The organism is Actinoplanes sp. NPDC049598, assembly GCF_040675435.1.
GTDB lineage: Bacteria > Actinomycetota > Actinomycetes > Mycobacteriales > Micromonosporaceae > Actinoplanes.
Window position 1 is genome coordinate 433,384 of sequence record NZ_JBFAOX010000003.1, and the last position, 15,968, is coordinate 449,351.

Annotated in this window: 16 protein-coding genes and 1 pseudogene; 6 read left to right on the top strand and 11 right to left on the bottom strand. The window is 71.2% G+C overall.

Annotated features, from left to right (window positions below; all coding sequences use genetic code 11):
• Window positions 1-3: 3 nt before the first annotated feature.
• Together AB0J66_RS10735 and AB0J66_RS10740 are read right to left on the bottom strand one after the other, a co-directional pair.
• On the bottom strand, window positions 4-252 hold the full coding sequence (locus AB0J66_RS10735) for a glutaredoxin family protein (RefSeq protein ID WP_364658350.1): 249 nt from the start codon (window positions 250-252) through the stop codon (window positions 4-6).
• A complete protein-coding gene (locus AB0J66_RS10740; protein WP_364658353.1) occupies window positions 249-1,709 on the bottom strand; it encodes an AMP-binding protein in 1,461 nt (486 codons plus the stop codon). The genes AB0J66_RS10735 and AB0J66_RS10740 overlap by 4 nt, the downstream gene beginning before the upstream one ends.
• A 460-nt stretch (window positions 1,710-2,169) precedes the next feature.
• On the opposite strand from AB0J66_RS10740, the gene AB0J66_RS10745 reads away from it, so the two are divergent.
• Window positions 2,170-3,039: an ECF subfamily RNA polymerase sigma factor, BldN family gene (locus tag AB0J66_RS10745; protein ID WP_364658699.1), complete on the top strand. Its 870-nt coding sequence runs from the start codon at window positions 2,170-2,172 to the stop codon at window positions 3,037-3,039.
• Between the two features lie 169 nt (window positions 3,040-3,208).
• A pseudogene (locus AB0J66_RS10750) lies at window positions 3,209-4,054 on the top strand (DUF5667 domain-containing protein); the annotation flags it as partial.
• A gap of 489 nt (window positions 4,055-4,543) precedes the next feature.
• Here the strand turns inward: AB0J66_RS10750 and AB0J66_RS10755 are convergent.
• The 5 genes from AB0J66_RS10755 to AB0J66_RS10775 all read right to left on the bottom strand — a co-directional run bounded on the left by AB0J66_RS10755 (window position 4,544) and on the right by AB0J66_RS10775 (window position 8,272).
• Entirely contained in the window at window positions 4,544-5,551 is a 1,008-nt protein-coding gene (locus AB0J66_RS10755; protein WP_364658356.1) for a lysophospholipid acyltransferase family protein, read from the bottom strand.
• Window positions 5,548-6,624 carry an NAD-dependent epimerase/dehydratase family protein gene (locus tag AB0J66_RS10760; protein ID WP_364658358.1) on the bottom strand — a complete coding sequence of 359 codons (1,077 nt, stop codon included), beginning with the start codon at window positions 6,622-6,624 and terminating at the stop codon, window positions 5,548-5,550. The genes AB0J66_RS10755 and AB0J66_RS10760 overlap by 4 nt, the downstream gene beginning before the upstream one ends.
• A gap of 81 nt (window positions 6,625-6,705) precedes the next feature.
• Window positions 6,706-6,807: an AURKAIP1/COX24 domain-containing protein gene (locus AB0J66_RS10765; RefSeq protein WP_007465623.1), complete on the bottom strand. Its 102-nt coding sequence runs from the start codon at window positions 6,805-6,807 to the stop codon at window positions 6,706-6,708.
• Window positions 6,808-6,956: 149 nt separating this feature from the next.
• Window positions 6,957-7,169, bottom strand: coding sequence for a helix-turn-helix domain-containing protein (locus AB0J66_RS10770; protein WP_097317749.1), 213 nt, complete (start codon window positions 7,167-7,169; stop codon window positions 6,957-6,959).
• A gap of 209 nt (window positions 7,170-7,378) precedes the next feature.
• Entirely contained in the window at window positions 7,379-8,272 is an 894-nt protein-coding gene (locus tag AB0J66_RS10775) for a proline dehydrogenase family protein (RefSeq protein ID WP_364658361.1), read from the bottom strand.
• A gap of 114 nt (window positions 8,273-8,386) precedes the next feature.
• On the opposite strand from AB0J66_RS10775, the gene AB0J66_RS10780 reads away from it, so the two are divergent.
• Entirely contained in the window at window positions 8,387-8,947 is a 561-nt protein-coding gene (locus tag AB0J66_RS10780) for a CGNR zinc finger domain-containing protein (protein WP_364658362.1), read from the top strand.
• A gap of 32 nt (window positions 8,948-8,979) precedes the next feature.
• On the opposite strand, the gene AB0J66_RS10785 is transcribed toward AB0J66_RS10780, so the two are convergent.
• A complete protein-coding gene (locus AB0J66_RS10785) occupies window positions 8,980-9,801 on the bottom strand; it encodes a sugar phosphate isomerase/epimerase (RefSeq protein ID WP_364658364.1) in 822 nt (273 codons plus the stop codon).
• Between the two features lie 111 nt (window positions 9,802-9,912).
• Here AB0J66_RS10785 and AB0J66_RS10790 point away from each other — a divergent pair, with 111 nt between their 5' ends.
• A complete protein-coding gene (locus AB0J66_RS10790; RefSeq protein WP_364658367.1) occupies window positions 9,913-10,779 on the top strand; it encodes a hypothetical protein in 867 nt (288 codons plus the stop codon).
• Window positions 10,780-10,824: 45 nt separating this feature from the next.
• Here AB0J66_RS10790 and AB0J66_RS10795 read toward each other — a convergent pair whose 3' ends face one another.
• Both AB0J66_RS10795 and AB0J66_RS10800 read right to left on the bottom strand, forming a co-directional pair.
• Entirely contained in the window at window positions 10,825-11,508 is a 684-nt protein-coding gene (locus tag AB0J66_RS10795; RefSeq protein ID WP_097317745.1) for a response regulator transcription factor, read from the bottom strand.
• A 32-nt stretch (window positions 11,509-11,540) separates the two neighbouring features.
• Entirely contained in the window at window positions 11,541-12,794 is a 1,254-nt protein-coding gene (locus AB0J66_RS10800) for an ATP-binding protein (RefSeq protein ID WP_364658701.1), read from the bottom strand.
• 223 nt (window positions 12,795-13,017) lie between these two features.
• Between AB0J66_RS10800 and phoU the strand changes: the two genes are divergently transcribed.
• Window positions 13,018-13,671 carry a phosphate signaling complex protein PhoU gene (gene phoU, locus AB0J66_RS10805; RefSeq protein WP_364658370.1) on the top strand — a complete coding sequence of 218 codons (654 nt, stop codon included), beginning with the start codon at window positions 13,018-13,020 and terminating at the stop codon, window positions 13,669-13,671.
• 67 nt (window positions 13,672-13,738) lie between these two features.
• Here the strand turns inward: phoU and AB0J66_RS10810 are convergent, their stop codons facing one another.
• Window positions 13,739-14,485 (bottom strand): phosphoglyceromutase, encoded by a 747-nt coding sequence (locus AB0J66_RS10810; RefSeq protein ID WP_364658372.1) that lies wholly within the window; start codon window positions 14,483-14,485, stop codon window positions 13,739-13,741.
• A 142-nt stretch (window positions 14,486-14,627) separates the two neighbouring features.
• Here AB0J66_RS10810 and AB0J66_RS10815 point away from each other — a divergent pair, with 142 nt between their 5' ends.
• Window positions 14,628-15,953, top strand: a complete 1,326-nt coding sequence (locus AB0J66_RS10815; protein WP_364658375.1) for an MFS transporter — start codon at window positions 14,628-14,630, stop codon at window positions 15,951-15,953.
• Window positions 15,954-15,968 lie beyond the last annotated feature (15 nt).

Sequence of the window (15,968 nt, forward strand, 5' to 3'; positions counted from 1 at the left end):
AAACTACAGGCGCGGCTCCCCCGGCCGCCTGGCCAAATCGCGCAGCAGCCGGTCCTCCTCGACCTTCCAGTAGCCGTGCTCGGCCCCGTCCAGCAGCACCACCGGCACCCGGTCGCCGTAGTCCCGCTCGAGCTCGATCGACGACTCGACGTCGACCCGGCTCCACTGACCAGGGATGATCCGGTCGAGCGCGGTCTCCGCGACCTCGCACAGGTGACAGCCGTCCCGGCTGATCAGGGTCACTCGGCTCACGATGACAACTCCCTCTTGCGTACCTTGCCCGTCGCCGAGTGGGGAAGCTCACGCACCAGCTCGATCGACGGCACCTTGAACCGGGCCAGGTGCCCGGCACAAAAGACTTGCAGCTCAGCCGGGGTGGGCGGCGGGTCCAGGGCGGCCACGACGTACGCGTGCGGCCGCTGGCCGGTCTCCGCGTCGGGCACACCGACCACGGCCGACTCGGCCACCCCGGGATGGCCGCCGAGCACCCGCTCGACCTCGGCCGGGTAGACGTTGAAGCCCTGGACCAGGATCAGCTCGTCCACGCGGTCGACCAGGTGCAGGTCGCCGTCGCCGTCGGCGTACGCCACGTCGCCGGTGGCCCACCACCCGTCGGCGTCCGGGCCGCCCCGCCCGTCCGGCCAGTAGCCGGAGAACAGGTTGGCCCCGCGCACGACGATCTCGCCGGGGTCGGTGCCGGCCGAGTCCTCCACCGACAGGTCCAACTCGGCCAGATCCTCGTCCGGAGACGGGGTGCCGTCGCGCCACAGCACCTGCCCGGCGGCCGAGCGCAGCAGCAGCGAGACACCGGGCAGGGGCCGCCCGATCGAGCCCGGCTTGCCGCGGTCGCTGACGGCGGTGGTGGTCAGCACCGGGGCCGTCTCGGTCAGCCCGTAGCCGATCAGGACGCTCTTGCCGGTGGCGGCGCCGAAGCGGGCCGCGTCGTCCGGCGGCAGCGGCGCGGCGCCGCACACGGCCGTCCGCACGGAGCGCATGGCGATGCCCGCGCTGGGCTGCTGCGACCACGCCGCGTACATCCCGGGGACACCGACGACGACGGTGACCGCGCGGTCCGCGATCGTCTGGAGCGAGGCCGCCGGATCGAACCGGTCGATCAGCACCCCCGTGGCCGCGTGGTGGGCGACCGAGCCGAGACCGGTGTTCAGCCCGTAGGCGTGGAACAGCGGCACGGCGAGCAGCACCACGTCGTCCGGGCCGATCACCGCGGGGTCGATCGCGTCGAGCTGGTCGTGGTTGGCGGCCAGGGCCGCGTGCGTCAGCATGGCGCCCTTGGGCCGCCCGCTCGTCCCCGACGTGTAGAGCAGCACCGCGAGATCGTCCGCTTTGATCAAGGGCAACTGCGCCTGTACGCCCGTCCGCACGTCACCCGCCGCCGCGATCACGAGGGTGGCGCCGGAGTCCTCGATCGCGAACTGACGCTCGCCGGCCGTGTAGGCGGGGTTGATCGGCACCGCCACCCGCCCGGCCCGCAAGACCCCGAAATACGTCGTCGCGAACGCGATCGAGGTGCCGAGCACGATGGCGACGCGGTCGCCGGGCGCGGTCCGGGCGGCTATGTCCCGCGCGGTCTCGTCCACCCGTGCGTGGACTTCGGCCCAGGTCAGAGCGGCGTCGTTGGTGATCAGGGCCAGGCCGCCGGGCCGGCGCGCGGCGGCCCGGGCGACCGGGTCGCGGGCTGCTTCGTCCACGAGGCACGAGTCTGGCACAAACCGCCACGGACGTGTGCGCCGGACAAGTTGTCCGTCGCGCGCCGACCCGTGTCGGCCATGGTGGCAGACGTTCCTTGTGTCGCCTCTGCGCCACTTCGTACACTTTTCGCGCAGCGCACACGGTGTGCGACTCCGCGTGTCCGGGGTCCGTGATACTTCGCGTCTGTGTAACGGACTCCACAGCCCTGGGTGAGGTCGGTCTGACGTTTTAGGCCACCCCACCCCTTTTGCTATGAGTGATCACCCCTCATCCCGAGGAGGCCGCTGTGCCACAAAAAGCACGCCACTACTGCCCATCCCTGTCTGGCGGGACGGATGAGCAGTCTCAGCAGGCCCGCCGGGTGAAGGTGAAGGAGGCGCAGTGACTCATGCGTACGCCGGGGATCCGAACCTCGCATTCACCGACGGCCTGACCGTCCTGCGCCGCTCCGTCAACGACATGGTGGTCAACGCGATCCGGGGCGACGGCCCCAAGCGGACCCGCAACCGCCCCCACGTCAACGAGTCGCCCGGCCAGTGGACGTCGCCCAGCGGCAACACCAAGCCGGTCGCCGGTGGCGGGCGGGTGGCCGTGCCCGGCCGGCCCGGCATGCCCCCGCCGCAGCCGACCGCCGGCCAGCGCAGCCAGCTGCCGGACGCCGCGCCCGGCGAGCAGACCGTCGTGGTGCCCGCGCAGAGCACCACCAGCCCGCCGACCGAGCCCTCGCAGCAGCCGAAATACCCGGCCCGGCCCGATCCGGGCGACGCCGCGGCCGAGGTGTGGGCGCTGGTCGAGCGGGCCCAGGCCGGCGAGGCCGAGGCGTTCGGGCTGATCTACGACCGGTACGTCGACACCGTCTTCCGCTTCGTCTACTTCCGGGTCGGCAACCGCCAGCTCGCCGAGGACCTCACCTCGGACACGTTCCTGCGCGCCCTCAAGCGCATCGGCAGCTTCACCTGGCAGGGCCGCGACCTCGGGGCCTGGCTGGTCACCATCGCCCGCAACCTGGTCGCCGACCACTTCAAGTCGGGCCGGTACCGGCTCGAGGTCACCACCGGCGACGTGCTCGACGCCGACCGGGAGGACCGCGGGCCCGAGGGCAGCCCGGAGTCGGCCGTGGTCGACCACATCACCAACGTCGCCCTGCTCACCGCGGTCAAGCAGCTCAACCCGGAGCAGCAGGAGTGCATCGTGCTGCGCTTCCTGCAAGGCTTCTCGGTGGCCGAGACCGCGCAGACCATGGGCAAGAACGAAGGCGCCATCAAGGCCCTGCAGTACCGCGCCGTACGAGCTTTGGCCCGCCTCCTGCCGGAAGGCTTCCAGGTATGACGGGGGCCACCTCCAATACCCGATGCCGGGCGCTCGTCCCCGTAACCGGGGACGCGTGTCGCGCGTTTGTCCGAGTGCGACCCCGGGCGGCCCTCGAAGCCCCCGATTTCGTCGCGACCGTCGGCGACGTCGCCGACGAGACACTCACGAGCGAGGGGAGGTGCCCGCGGTGAAGTTCGACTTCCTGGACCGGCGGAGCGCCGAGCGCTTCGCGGAGCTTCTCGACGAGAACACCGGCGGCCGCCGGCATCACAGTCGCGGTCAGGCCGATGAGCAGCTCGCCGAGCTGGTCGCCATCGGCAACAGCCTGTCCGGCGCACGGCCCGGGGTCCGGGTGGACTCCGAGTTCCGCTCCGGCCTGCGCGCCATGCTGGTGGCCACCGCCGAGCGGGACGGCATCGGCCGGACCGCCACCGCAGTCGAGAAGGAGCCCGCCTCCGGGTCCGTGTCGACGGCCCGGACCGGCCTGCTGGGGCACGGCCGGCGCATCCGGGCGCGCGGCGCGATCGTGATCGGCGTCGCCGCCGGCGCGATGGCGGTCTCCGGGATCTCCGCGGCAAGCGAGAACGCATCACCGGGCGACGCCCTGTACGGGGTCAAGCGCTCGACCGAACGCGCCCAGCTGGCCATGGCCGGCTCGGACGTCAGCCGGGGACAGCTGTCCCTGGACTTCGCCCGCAACCGGCTCGCCGAGGCGGCCGCGATGAAGGCCGGCGACACCGGGTTCGCCGGTGTGCTCGACGACATGGACGCCGACACCCGCAAGGGCGTCAAGCAGCTCACCACGGCGGTCGTGGCCAACCGCGACAGCAAGCCGCTGGCCACGATCGACGGTTTCGTCGAGCGGCAGCGCGGCGTGCTGACCCCGAAGCTCGACCACCTCAACGCGAGCAACCGGGAACGGGCCACCAGCTCGCTCTCGCTGCTCGAGTCGGTGAGCAAGCGCTCGGCCGACCTGCGGGCCGGCCTGAAGTGCACGCCGGTCACGCCCAACGGCGCGGACACGCTCGGCCCCAAGCTGCGCGGCTGCGCCGATGACGAGCCGGCCACCACGTCGCGCCCGTCCACCGGGCCGAGCAGCAAGACGACGTCCAAGCCGGGCAAGGACGCCAAGGTCAAGCCGCAGCAGTCCGACCCGGCCGAGGACCCGGCGGCCAAGCCGGGCACCACGGCCGGCACCGGTAGGACCAAGGGTGGGGTGACCGGTCAGGTCGCTCCGTCGACGACCCCGGAGCTGCCGCTCGGCGGCACGCCGGTGCCGTCGGAGACGCCGCTGCTCGACCCGGGTGCCGGCACCAGCGACACCACCGACGGCGACACCGGCGAGACCAAGGAGAAGGGCCCGCTGGGCGGCCTGCTGGACGGCATCTTCGGCGGGTAGCACGCGGAAGAGGACATGGCGAGGGGCGGTTGCCGGGAGTTACCGGACCGCCCCTCACTGTCATTATAGGCCAATTCCGCCCACGAACGGCCTAGCTGTCGCTCAACGGCCGTTTCCGTGCGATCAGCGGGCGAACGGATCGGGCCGCTTCTCCAGGAGTTCGAACAGCGTCGCCTGGATCGTCTCGCGCACCTGGTCGGCCAGGTTGTAGACGACCATCGGGTCGTCGGCCAGCTCGGTCAGATGCGCGGTCGGGATCGGCGGGCAGACCTGGATCATCCACTTGCTCGGCAGCGGCACCAGGCCCAGCGGCCCCAGCCAGGGGAAGGTCGGCGTGACCGGGAAGTACGGAACGCCGAGCAGCCGGGCCAGCGGCTTGATGTCGGCCAGGATCGGGTAGATCTCCTCGGCGCCGACGATCGCCACCGGCACGATCGGGGTGCCCGTGCGCAGCGCCGCCGAGACGAACCCGCCCCGGCCGAAGCGCTGCAGCTTGTACCGGTCGGCGAAGCGCTTGCCGATGCCCTTGAAGCCCTCGGGGAAGACGCCGACCAGCTCGCCCGTGCTCATCAGGCGCTCCGCGTCCGGGTTGCAGGCCACGGTCACGCCCGACTTGCGGGCCAGCTCGCTCACCACCGGCATGCGGAACACCAGGTCGGCCCCGAGCAGGCGCAGGTGCCGCTCGCGGGGGTGCTGGTCACGGATCGCCACCGACAGCATCAGCGCGTCGAGCGCGAGGGTGCCGGAGTGGTTGGCCACCACCAGGCCGCCGCCCGTGTCGGGCACGTTGTCGATGCCGAAGACCTCGGTGCGGAACCAGTCGTGGTAGAGCACCCGCAGCAGCGGGTGGAAGACGGCATCGGTGAGCTCGGGGTCGAAGCCGAACTCGTCCACTTCGTACGTCCCGGCCAGCCGCCGGCGCAGGAAGGCCAGCCCGCCGGCCACCCGCTGATCCCAGACGTCCAAGGTGGCGGGCGGCTCGGCCGGTGGGACAGCCGGCTCGGCATGCCCGTTGTTCACCGGCTCCTCCGGGATGGGCCGGCGGCCGTTGACCCGCACCGGCTCGGCCGGCCGGGGCAGGACGAAGTCGGCGTTGCCGGGCAGCATGTCGCGGAACTCGTCCTGGCTCACAGCTCGCTCCCGCCGGTCACCGCGGCGGCCTCGGCGCCCCCGCGAACCCGCCGGATGCCGTCGAGGATGGCCTGCTCGGCCGCGGCCAGCCGGTCGTCGGTGAGCGAGCCGCCCGCGTGGCCCCGGATGAAGTCGTCGAACGCCTCGGCCGTGCTCCGCGGCGTGAAGCCGAACTCGCCGACCAGCCGCGTGGTGTCCACGACCCGGCCGTGCACGAACAGGTCGATCTGATCGAAGCCGATCTGGCCGATCCCGACGTTGCGGGCCAGCCCGGCGAAGGTGGAGAGGGTGCCCTCGGGCAGCGGCAGCGAGATGCGCCCGGCCCGGCGGACGGCCTGCGACAGCGCCAGCACGCCGGCCCCGGCCACGTTGTACGTGCCCGGGTGATCCTCGATCACCGAACGGTGCAGGATCTCGAGGGCGTCGTCGACGTGCACGAACTGCAGCCGGGCGTCACGGCCGAACACGGTCGGCACCAGCGGCTGCGAGAAGTAGCGGGTCAGCGTCGTGTCGGCGGTCGAGCTGATGAACGGCGCGAAACGCAGCACGGTGGCCGCCACCTCGGGCCGGCGACGGCGGAAACCCCGCACGTAGCCCTCGATGTCGAGGATGTCGCGGGCGAACGAGCCCCGCGGGACCGCCCGGGGCTCGGTGTCCTCGGTGAAGACCGCGGGGTCGCGGAACGACGCGCCGTAGGCGGCCGTGGACGAGCGCACCACGAGCTTGCGCAGCCGGGACGCGCCCTGGGCGGCGGCGAGCAGCTGCATCGTGCCGATGACGTTCTGCTCTTTCATCGCCGCCCGGCCGCCGTGCTGCGAGTCGGGCGCGCTGGTCACCGCCAGGTGCACGAGAGCCTCGGCCCCCAGCTCGGCGATGGCGCCCGAGGCCGCGCGGGCATCGGCCCGGATCAGCTCGACATCCGTCATGAGGTCGCGCAGGGCGGCCGGCGGGTCGTGCGGATCCAGGCCGACGACACGGTCGACCCGGGGATCTGCGGCGAGGCGAGCGGCCACCCGGGCGCCGAGGAATCGGCTGACTCCGGTGACCACGACGACGCTGGGCGGAGAGGTCACGTCAGGCGCACCTTCCGATGCGTACGGGTGCGATGCCTGCGGCAAGCGACGGGAAGGCCGGGAAGAGACCCCGGCCCGCCGTCACTTGCCCAGACGGCGACGCTGGACGCGGGTCTTACGCAGCAGCTTGCGGTGCTTCTTCTTCGCCATACGCTTGCGGCGCTTCTTGACCACGGAGCCCATACGACATGCCTCTCGAAACTGGTGGATCGGACCGGCGCGTGCGCGGTGGCACGTCCCGCATCCGAGCTGAACGGGGGCCCAGGCGCGCGAGCAGCCCGGAGCCAACCGCACCAGCGTACAAGCCCGGCCGGGGCCGGGCCAAAACGGCCCTAGGCCGTCTGGGAGAAAGCGCCGCGCAGGTACTCGTGCACGGCGTGCTCGGGCACCCGGAAGGACCGGCCGACCCGGACGGCGGTGAGGTCACCGCCGTGCACCAACCGATAGACCGTCATCTTGGAGACCCTCATCAGAGAGGCCACCTCGGCCACGGTCAGGAACCGCACCTCCGAGAGCCGTTCCTCGGTCTGGGCTGGACCCGTCATCTCGTCGCACCGATCCTTTCGCAGGCACGGGCCGCGGCGAGGGCGAAGGGTTGCGACGCGGCGGAGAACGTGCGTGTCATCAGAACGGTATCGATACGGCTGTGACCAACGCGATGCGTTCCGTGAAAAAGGCCGGAAAAAGTCAAGGCTGACACGCTGGTTCTGAGCCGTTTACGACCGTATTGTTGCTTTTGGGACGGACAGCCTGTCTACCGTCCGCCGAAGGCCCGGCCGAAGGCGAGCCGGCGCATGACATAGCCGTACCAGTACGGGCCGTACGGGACGTAGGCCCGCACGACGTTGCCCGCGGCGGCCAGCCGGGCCTGCTCCTCCGGGCGCACGCCGTAGAGGAGCTGGAACTCGTACTCCTCGCCAGTGCGGTCGAACCAGCGGGCGCGGTCCTCGGCGATCGCGATCAGCCGCGGATCGTGGGTCGCCACCATCGGGTAGCCCTCGCCCGACATCAGGATGTTCAGACAGCGGACGAACGACTTGTCGATGTCGAGCGGAGACTGGAAGGCCACCGACTCCGGCTCCGCGTAGGCGCCCTTGCACAGCCGCACCCGCGAGCCGGCCGTGGCGAGCTCGCGGCAGTCACCCTCGGTGCGCCTCAGGTACGCCTGCAGCACCGCCCCGGTCGCCGGGTGGTCCTTGCGCAGCTCGGCCAGGATCTCCAAAGTGGCGTCGGTGGTGCTGTGATCCTCGGCGTCCAGGGTCACGGTCGTGCCCGCCTCGGCCGCGGCCGCGCAGACGGCCAGGGCGTGCTCGTAGGCGAGCCGCTCGTCGAGCCCGAGCCCCAGCGCCGACAGTTTCAGGCTCACCTCGGCCCCCGGCGTCAACCCGGCCGCCTTGAGCCGGCCGAGCAGATCGCGGTACTCGTCGCGGACCGCGACCGCCTGCTCCGCGCTCCGGGTCTCCTCCGTCAGATGATCGAAGATCACCCCGAGCCCGTCGTCGGCCAGGGACCGGCCGGCCCGGACCGCGTCGTCGACGCCGTCACCGGCGACGTAGCGCCCGGCGACCTTCTTGCTGACGGGGACGGCGGCCGCGAGGCGCCCGAGGCGGTCCGATCCGGCGGCGGCCAGGAACAGGGAGCGGAGCATGTCCCGAGCGTATCGCCCGGGCCACCCGCGGTCGCGGGAGCGGCCCGCGCGCACGGGGGACAAGTGGGCCCTTCGTCCGTGTTGGTCGGCGGCCGGTGCGGCTACCGTTGTCGGGTGGACTTCGATGCGTACGCCCGAACCGCCGTTGACCTCGTCAACGCCGAGGTGAGTGATCTCGCCGCGCTGCGGGCCCTGTTCACCGACGATCAGGGCTGGATGCGCGAGGAGGTGGCCGAGAAGGACGTCGCCGTCTTCCGCCGCGCCCAGAAGCGCCTGCGCGACGTCTTCGAGTACGGCACGTCCGGCCGCGACGCCGAGGCCGTCACCGAGCTCAACTCGCTGCTCGAGGTCTTTCCCGTGCAGCCGCGCATCTCCGGGCACGACGCCGGCGACTGGCACATGCACGTGACCAGCCGCGGCTCGTCGGTCAGCTCGGAGTACCTCGCCGGCGCCGCCTGGGGCCTGTCGGTGTGGCTGTGCGAGTACGGCAGCGCCCGCTTCGGCATCTGCGCCGACGAGCGCTGCGGCAACGTCTACCTCGACACGTCGTCGAACAACTGCCGCCGCTTCTGCTCCGAGCGCTGCGCCACCCGCTCCCACGTGGCCGCCCACCGCGCCCGCAAGAGGGCTGAGCTGGCTGGCTCCGCTTCGCTCCGCGAGGCAATCGCCTTGTAACCGCTGAGATGACAGGCGATTGCCGTGGCGGTTCAGGCCCTGGTGATCGCGGGTGTGGCCGAGTCGGCAGGGGCGAGGTGGCGGCGGGCGAACTCCAGCGACTCGCGCAGGTCGGCCTCGCGGGCGGCGCGGCTCGGCGCCTTGCGCGTCGACACCTCCAGCGCGACCGAGCCGGTGAAACCGCGGGCCGACAGCGAGCGCAGCAGCTCGGCGCAGGGCTGATTGCCGCGGCCGGGCACCAGGTGCTCGTCGCGGCCCTCACCGGTGCCGTCGCCGAGGTGCACGTGCTTGAGACCGGCCCCCATCTTGTCGGCCATGGCCAGCGAGTTGATGCGGGACGCGGCGCAGTGCGACAGGTCGAGCGTGTAGGCGTCGAAGCCGGTCTCGGTCGGGTCCCAGCCGGGTGTGTACGGAACGAACCAGCGGCCGGCCATCTTGACCGGGAACATGTTCTCGATGGCGAAGTCGAGGTCGGGGTGCCGGGCCTGGATCTTGGCGAGGCCGGCCGCGAAGTTCTTGGCGTAGTCGCGCTGCCAGCTGAACGGCGGGTGCACGACGACCGTGGGGGCGCCGAGCGTCTCGGCCAGCTGGGCGGCGCGGCTCAGCCTCTCCCAGGGGTCGGTGCTCCAGACCCGCTGGGTCACCAGCAGACACGGGGCGTGCACCGAGAGCACCGGGACGTTGTAGTGATCGGCCAGGCCCTTCAGCGCGCCGGCGTCCTGGCTGACGCGGTCGGTCCAGACCATGACCTCGAGGCCGTCGTAGCCGGTCGTGGCGGCCAGCTCGAACGCGGCCGCGGTCGGCTCGGGGAAGACCGACGAGCTGGACAAGAGCACGGGAACGCGGGAACTCACGTCATCAAGCGTAGACCCGTTCGTCGCGTACGCCCTCTCCTCTAGCGGGTATATACGGCCATACCGGGCGGCGACACGGTGGCGGTCCCCCGCGCGCGTACGCTGAGCCGGGTGAGCCGCCGTCAACAGATCCGCATCGTCCTCGACGCTGCGGCAGCCGCCCGAGCCGCCGAGGTCGACCTCGACTTTCCTCGCGAGTGGATCGAGTTTCTCGACCCCGATGACGACAAGCACCTGGTCCGGGCCGATCTGACCTGGTTGCTGTCGAGATGGACATGTGTGTTCGGCTCGGCCTGCCACGGCATCGTGGCCGGGCGCGCGCAGGACGGCTGCTGTTCGCACGGCGCCTTCTTCACCGACGCCGACGACGAGAACAGGGTGAAGGCGGCCGCGGCCAAGCTCACCCCGGAGAACTGGCAGCACTACCGTCGCGGCTTCAAGAACTACACCGAGATGGACACGATCGACGGGGCCAAGCCGGCCCGCCGCACGGCGGTCCAGGCCCAGGACGGCCCGTGTGTCTTCCTCAACGACGCCGACTTCGCCGGTGGTGGCGGCTGCGCGCTGCACGCCCAGGCGCTGCGCGACGGCGTCCATCCGCTGACCTACAAGCCCGACGTCTGCTGGCAGCTGCCGGTGCGCCGCGAGCAGGACTGGATCAAGCGGCCGGACGGTACGAAGGTGCTGCAGTCCACGCTCACCGAGTTCGACCGGCGCGGCTGGGGGCCGGGCGGGCACGACCTCGACTGGTGGTGCACCTCGTCGCCGGACGCGCACGTCGGCACCGAGCCGATGTACGTCTCGTACGCCCCGGAGCTGATCGCCCTGGTCGGTCAGGCCGCGTACGACAAGCTGGCCGAGCTCTGCGCGGACCGGCTGGCCAAGGGCCTGACCGCGGTGCACCCGGCCACCGTCAAGGCCGGGGCGCCGAGGAAGCGCGGCGGACGTGAGCCCGCCGCGCCTCCCGAGAGCCTGTAACCGCCTTCAGGCCGCTCAAGGGCGGCGGTGGGGTGGTTGGAGGGGTCAGGGCTCGAATTTGTAGCCGAGGCCGCGCACCGTGACGATGTAGCGCGGGGCGGACGGCTCGGGCTCCACCTTGGAGCGCAGCCGCTTCACGTGGACATCGAGGGTCTTGGTGTCGCCGACGTAGTCGGCGCCCCAGACCCGGTCGATCAGCTGGCCGCGGGTGAGCACCCGGCCGGCATTGCGCAGCAGCAGCTCGAGCAGCTCGAACTCCTTGAGCGGAAGCTGCACGCCGCTGCCGTCGACCGTGACGACGTGCCGCTCGACGTCCATCCGGACCGGGCCGGCGGCCAGCGTCGGGGTGGAGACCTCGGCCGCCTCGGTGCCCTGGCGGCGGAGCACGGCCCGGATCCGGGCGACGAGCTCACGCGGGGAGTACGGCTTGGTCACGTAGTCGTCGGCGCCGATCTCGAGACCGACGACCTTGTCGATCTCGCTGTCCCGGGCGGTGACCATGATGATCGGGACGGCCGAGCGCTGACGCAGCTGACGGCAGACCTCGGTGCCGGACATCTCCGGAAGCATGAGGTCGAGCAGCACGATGTCGGCACCGGTCCGGTCGAACTGCGTCAGAGCCGAGGTTCCGGTCGGGGCGACCGAGACCTCGAAGCCCTCCTTGCGCAGCATGTACGACAGGGCGTCGGAGAACGACTCCTCATCCTCGACCACGAGCACGCGGGCCAATGTGGTTCCTTCCATCTTCCGGCTGGCGAGACTCATCGTCCGCCCGCACCGGATTCGATCTCAATCGCCGTCGGTAACGGCAGAGGGGCTTCCGGGGGACGCGCCGGTAGGCGCAGGGTGAACGTCGAGCCGTCGCCCAGGCTGCTGGTCACGTCGACCCGGCCGCCGTGGTTGGTGGCGATGTGCTTGACGATGGCCAGGCCCAGACCGGTGCCGCCGGTCGAGCGGGACCTGGCCTGATCGGCTCGGTAGAACCGTTCGAAGATCCGGTCGACGTCGTGCGGGGCGATGCCGATGCCCTGGTCCGCGACGTCGATCTCGACCCAGTCGTCATCCTGACGCAGAGTGAGCTCGACCTTCGTGTCATCACCGGAGTACGCGATCGCGTTCTCCACGAGGTTGGTCACCGCGGTCGCCACCTGACTGTCGCTGCCGTAAACGGTAGCTCCCTTGGGACCGGAGTAGACGACCTCGATGTTCTTGGCCGACGCGGTGGTGCGGGTGCGGTCGACCACCTCGGCGATGACCCAGTCGAGCGCGACCGGTTCCGGGGTCGGCAGCGGCTCCGCGCCCTGCAGCCGGGTCAGCTCGAGCAGCTCGTTGACCAGGCGGCCCATCCGGGCCGACTCGTGGTGGATCCGCTCGGCGAACCGGCGGGCGGCCAGCAGGTCCTCGTTCTGCTCGTCGCCCGAGACGGCCTCGGCCGCCGGCAGCTCGGTCGCGTCCAGCAGGGCCTCGGCCAGCAGCTGGAGCGCGCCGATCGGGGTCTTGAGCTCGTGACTCACGTTGGCCACGAAGTCGCGGCGGACCCGCGCCAGCCGATGCGACTCGGTGACATCGGCCGCCTCGACCGCCACATGCGTCGAGTTGAGCGCCACCGCCCTCAGGTGCAACCCCAGCGGCGCCTCGGCCCCTCCGGCTCGCCCTCGGGGCAGATCAAGTTCCACTTCCCGCCGTACGCCCGTACGCCGCACCTGGCCGGCCAGGGTGCGCAGGATGGGATGGGCGGCGATGGTGCCCGGCGCCCCGCCCGAGCGGAGCAGGCCCATCGCCCGGGCGGCCGGGTTGACCAGGACCGGGTGATCCTCGGCGTCGAGGACCACCACGCCGACGCGCAGCGAGTCGAGGCTCTTGCGGCCGAGCCCCTTCATGCCGTGCTTGCCGGTCTCGCTGTCGATGGCACGTCCTCCCTCATGCTGCCGGGAGTCGGTGACGTCCGGCTTGGGCGACCTGCGGGCGAAATAGACTCCCGCCGCCACGCCGGCGGCCAGCGCGACGAGGGTCAGGAGAATGCCGTACACCAGGTCCACGCTGCGATCGTAGGGTCATTGTTTACCTGGACCCTAGGGCGATCCGGACAAAGCGGGCGCGTGTCGAATAATGTTCACCACTGCGCCCGGCGTCGTTCATCGCCGTTCACGTGACCGCTGCTGGCCGCGCCTAGCCTGGACGACAACCAAGGTCGCGCCCTGTTTCGGGGCGACCGCGAGCCCCTGGGGACGAGACAACATGCGCGAGGAGTTCCAGGCCGATCTCAACGAGGTCACCCGCCTGCTGGTGACCATGGCAGAAGGGGTGCGGACCGCGCTGCGGAACGCGACCACCGCGCTGCTCACCGCCGACCTCAAGGCCGCCGAGTCGGTCATCGAGCGCGACGCCGAGATCGACGCGATCTACAGCCAGGTCGAGACGAAGGTGGCCGACACGATCGCCCGCCAGGCGCCGGTCGCCTCCGACCTGCGGATGGTCATCACCGCCCTGCACATCTCGGCCGACATCGAGCGGATGGGCGACCTGGCCGAGCACGTGGCCAAGACGGCCCAGCGCCGTCACCCGTCGCCGGCCGTCCCGGCCGAGCTGCGCCCGGTCTTCAAGCGGATGGCCGAGGTGGCCGACGAGATGGCCGAGGAGATCGCCAAGCTGCTGGCCAACCCCGACGCCGAGCTGGCCCGGGGCCTCGAGAAGGACGACGACAAGATCGACGAGCAGGAGCGTGAGCTGTTCCGCATCATGCTCGCCGACGACTGGCCGTACGGCGCCGAGACCGCCATCGACGGCGCCCTGCTGGGCCGGTTCTACGAGCGCTACGCCGACCACGCGGTGAACGTCGGCGCGCAGCTGGTCTACCTGATCACGGGAGAGCAGGTGGCCGATCAGAGCTGAGCGGTTGCGCTCGCCTGAAAGGGGCTGACGGCCGGGACGCCACGGGGGCGTCCCGGCCGTTTGCTGTTTACCGGCCCTGGTTGGCGACTGCGGCCGCCGCTTCCTTGGCCGCCTCGGGGTCGAGGTAGGTGCCGCCCTTGGTGATCGGGCGCAGGTTGTCGTCGAGGTCGTAGCGCAGCGGGATCCCGGTCGGGATGTTCAGCTTGGCGATCGCCTCGTCGGAGATGTCGTCGAGGTGCTTGACGATGGCCCGCAGCGAGTTGCCGTGCGCGGCGACCAGCACGGTCTTGCCGGCCCGCAGGTCGGGGACGACCTCGTCGTACCAGTACGGCAGCGCGCGGACCAGGACGTCCTTGAGGCACTCGGCCTTGGGCAGGGCCTCCGGCGGCAGCAGCGCGTACCGCGGGTCGTCGAACTGGGCGAACTCGGAGCCGGCCTCGATCGGCGGCGGCGGCACGTCGTACGACCGGCGCCAGAGCATGAACTGCTCCTCGCCGTACGCCTCGAGGGTCTGCTTCTTGTCCTTGCCCTGCAGAGCGCCGTAGTGGCGCTCGTTGAGCCGCCAGGAGCGCTTCACCGGGATCCAGTGGCGGTCGGTGATGTGCAGCGCGATCTCGCTGGTCCGGATGGCGCGGCGCAGAACGCTGGTGTGCACCACGTCCGGCAGCACGCCCTGGGCCTTGAGCAGCTCGCCACCGCGGCGGGCCTCGTCCTCACCCTTGGCGTCCAGGTCGACGTCGACCCAGCCGGTGAAGAGGTTCTTGGCGTTCCACTCGCTGTTGCCGTGTCGCAGCAGCACCAAAGTCCCTGTCATGACCTCCATCCTGCCGCAGGCCGGTTTTGGCCGGGCGCGGACCCGTCAGTGGCGACCACCACATGGAAACCGAGTTGCGCGGCCACCTAGGTTGTAAGGGAATGGAGCTTGATCACTACTTACCACTCGGACGGGGTGCGGCGTGCGGAACTGGTACAACCAGGCCATCGGCGGTCTACCGCGGCAGTTCTGGTTGCTCTGGACCGGCACGCTGATCAACCGCCTCGGCTCGTTCGTGGTGATCTTCCTGGCGATCTACCTGACCGCCGATCGGGGCTTCTCCCAGAGCCAGGCCGGTCTGGTCATCGGGCTGTACGGGGTGGGCGGCGCCCTCGGCACGACCGCGGGCGGGGTCCTGGCCGACCGGTGGGGCCGCCGGCCGACGATGCTGACCGCCCAGTTCACGGCGGCGGCGCTGATGCTCGCCCTCGGCTTCGCCCACGAGTACGGCCAGATCCTGGCCACGACGTTCCTGCTGGGGTTCTTCAGCGAGGCGGTGCGGCCGGCGTTCTCGGCCATGCTGGTCGACGTCGTGCCGGAGAAGGATCGCGTACGGGCGTACAGCCTGAACTATTGGGCCATCAACCTGGGCTTCGCGCTCTCCTCGGTCGGCGCCGGCCTGGCCGCCAAGGCCGATTACCTGCTGCTGTTCATCGTCGACGCGGCCAGCACCCTGATCACCGCGACGGTCTTCCTGATCTTCGTCAAGGAGACCCGGCCCGCCCGCTCCGCCGCCAAGCGGCAGACCCGCTCGGGCGGCGGCATGGGCACGGTCCTGCGCGACCGGGTCTTCGTCAGCTACCTGCTCATCTCGCTCGGCGGCATCGTCGTGATGATGCAGCACCTGTCGACGCTGCCGATCGCGATGACCTCCGACGGGCTCTCGGCGGCGACGTACGGCGGGGTCATCGCGGTGAACGGCGTGCTGATCGTGCTCGGGCAGCTGTTCATCCCCAAGCTGATCGGCAATCACGACAGCGCCCGGGTGCTGGCCGTGGCCTCGCTGATCGTCGGGGTCGGCTTCGGGCTGACCGCCTTCGCCGACGCGACCTGGTTCTTCGCGCTGACCGTGGTGATCTGGACGCTCGGCGAGATGCTGCAGTCCCCGTCCAACGCGGCGACGGTGGCCGGCCTCTCCCCCTCCGCGCTGCGCGGCCGCTACCAGGGGCTGAACTCACTGATGTGGTCGGCCGGCACCGCCCTGGCCCCGATCCTGGGCGGCTACACGCAGGAGCATCTGGGCGACGCGGCGCTGTGGCTCGGCTGTTTCGTCGTGTGCGCCCTGGTCGCCGTGGGCCACCTGCTGGCCGGTCCCAGCCGGCGTCGCCGCATCGAGGCCATGGCGGGCGCCGCCGCGACCGCGCCGTCCGTCGCCGCCACCTCGGCCCTGACGAACCTGCCGCCGGCCGAGGCCGAGCCCGCGGCCGACATCCCACCCCCGGTGGCCGAGGAGACCGCCCGGCGCTAGCCTTCAACTGTTAAG

Bases quoted from the DNA above. Each gene is read 5' to 3' on its own strand.
- AB0J66_RS10745 (WP_364658699.1), top strand. From the start codon at position 2,170: ATGGTGGTCAACGCGATCCGGGGCGACGGCCCCAAGCGGACCCGCAAC.
- phoU (WP_364658370.1), top strand. From the start codon at position 13,018: ATGCGCGAGGAGTTCCAGGCCGATCTCAACGAGGTCACCCGCCTGCTG.
- AB0J66_RS10810 (WP_364658372.1), bottom strand. From the start codon at position 14,485: ATGACAGGGACTTTGGTGCTGCTGCGACACGGCAACAGCGAGTGGAAC.
- AB0J66_RS10765 (WP_007465623.1), bottom strand. From the start codon at position 6,807: ATGGGCTCCGTGGTCAAGAAGCGCCGCAAGCGTATGGCGAAGAAGAAG.
- AB0J66_RS10775 (WP_364658361.1), bottom strand. From the start codon at position 8,272: ATGCTCCGCTCCCTGTTCCTGGCCGCCGCCGGATCGGACCGCCTCGGG.
- AB0J66_RS10770 (WP_097317749.1), bottom strand. From the start codon at position 7,169: ATGACGGGTCCAGCCCAGACCGAGGAACGGCTCTCGGAGGTGCGGTTC.